Source organism: Thermogutta sp. (assembly GCF_039793925.1).
Classification (GTDB): Bacteria; Planctomycetota; Planctomycetia; order Pirellulales; family Thermoguttaceae; genus Thermogutta.
On record NZ_JBAMME010000368.1, the window covers coordinates 1 to 1,762 of the forward strand.

4 protein-coding genes and 1 tRNA gene are annotated in these 1,762 nt (G+C 55.2%); all 5 read left to right on the plus strand.

What is annotated here, in order from left to right; translation table 11 throughout:
- On the plus strand, nt 1–208 hold a 208-nt coding region (locus ABJK56_RS19770), incomplete at its 5' end, for a hypothetical protein (RefSeq protein WP_347246413.1).
- Between the two features lie 22 nt (nt 209–230).
- Nucleotides 231–797 (plus strand): hypothetical protein, encoded by a 567-nt coding sequence (locus tag ABJK56_RS19775; protein WP_347246414.1) that lies wholly within the window; start codon nt 231–233, stop codon nt 795–797.
- 3 nt (nt 798–800) lie between these two features.
- A complete protein-coding gene (locus ABJK56_RS19780) occupies nt 801–977 on the plus strand; it encodes a hypothetical protein (protein ID WP_347246415.1) in 177 nt (58 codons plus the stop codon).
- A 160-nt stretch (nt 978–1,137) separates the two neighbouring features.
- Nucleotides 1,138–1,202: transfer RNA gene (locus ABJK56_RS19785), tRNA-Phe, on the plus strand.
- 125 nt (nt 1,203–1,327) lie between these two features.
- Complete coding sequence (locus ABJK56_RS19790; protein ID WP_347246416.1) at nt 1,328–1,558, plus strand: hypothetical protein; 231 nt, start codon at nt 1,328–1,330, stop codon at nt 1,556–1,558.
- The last annotated feature ends 204 nt before the right edge of the window (nt 1,559–1,762 follow it).

The window sequence follows — 1,762 nt, forward strand, 5'->3', positions numbered from 1 at the left end:
AATGCTCTTCGACATCGAAGCCAATCGCGTGGGGGAGATCTCGCGGATTCTCAACCAGTACGCCGAGAAAATCGCCGATAACCCGCGGCGCAAGCGGGACCTTATCGAAGAGGCTTGGCAAACGGTGGTAGAAAAACTGGGCTTGGAACGCACGGAAGCGCCGAAGACTGAGGAGCCGACTTTGTTCGGGTTTGATGCAAAACCGTAGAATCCTGGAGCGTAGCGGCCTGATGTTGCATATCGTGACGCCTGTTAGTCGGCCGGACAACTTGAGCCGGATTTACCGGAGTATCCGACAGCACCTGGTCCATACCATGTACGCCTGGTGGTGTATCTTCGACCCACGTCAGCCAGTCGTCCCGCTCCCAGACAGTGTTCGCGGGGTGGTATTTTGGGGACCCGGGCCCGAGCGCATAGGTGCTGTCGGCTACCCCCAGCGCAACTGGGCACTCGACAATATTGGCACCGGATGGATTTACTTTCTCGATGACGATAACCTGCTACATCCCAGCTTCGAGCGCGCCTGGAACGAGTCCAGCCTGTTGTATCCGGACGCGGAATGGTTTATCTTTCGTCAAGTGAGAGGAAATGGTGACGTCTATTTGAAAGCGACGTGTCCCCCTGCCGTCGGGTTAATTGACGTCGGCCAAGTGATTATCAAGCGTGAAGTGTTCGCGTCGCACAGATTCGAGGAGGACCGGTATGACGCGGACGGGCGGCTTTTCCAGTGCCTGGCGGTGCACACGCCGCCCCGCTGCATCGACGTCGAGGCAACCTATTACAATGCGTTGAGGTGAACCATGAACGAAGAAAAAAATAAGACCCACGAACACGAAAACGAAGGCGAAGATCGCAGCTTTAAAGGGATCCCCCGTGAACGGATGCTAGAGCTGGCCCGGCAAGTGGCCGAAATCCAGAAATACCAGAAAGAACACGGGCTGGAGGATAAGGGTGATCCGCCAGACGACGAGGATTAGCAGTGAGACGCAGACAATAGACTGAACGGATGCGAATTTTCCGCTGAAATGTAACCCCACTGGGGATCGGATCGCCGGTTTAACGCCAGCCTCAATGGCTGGCGTTTTCGTTATCTGCTCTTCGATCGATTGCCAACCCGCCTGCACAACCGATACCACCCGCAAAATCGCTATTCCACTGGACTGAAAATCCAGGTGTCGGCGGTTCGATCCCGCCCCTGTCCACTTGAACGCAAAGGCATTTGGGAACGCGACTTTGTGTGTTTCCCAGATAACCAGTGCACTGGACTCGTAGTCCAGTGCACTACCGCTGTCGGTGTTCAAGCAGGGCTTTGAAAGGAGGACTTGTCATGGCGTTGCCACCGCACTGGCTCGACGACGTGTTCACGAATCCAAAAGATTTTGTGAAAAACTTCTTAGGCAGTAACCAACTCTGGGAGGCTTTCACAGCCGCAGAAAAGGCCTACCAATCTCAAAAGGAGGCTTTGGATAAACAGCCGAACTTGGCTGGCCCAACACCGAACCAAGCAGCACGGCAAGCGTTCCTTGATGCACTGAATCGCGCCGATACGGCGACCTGAAAGTCACCTTGGCAGGTGCCCGGTTCCGCGAGGGCCGGGGGGCTTCCGTGCCGGTTAGCCTGGTAACACCTGCCTTTTATTTATGGCGATGTCCTAGGAGAGTCGCTATAATGGAGGCATGAGCATGTTGCAAGGCGAAAAATATCTGACAGTTCGAGAAGCGGCCGAAAGGCTCAACGTCAGCCCTGGCAGGATTCACCAATT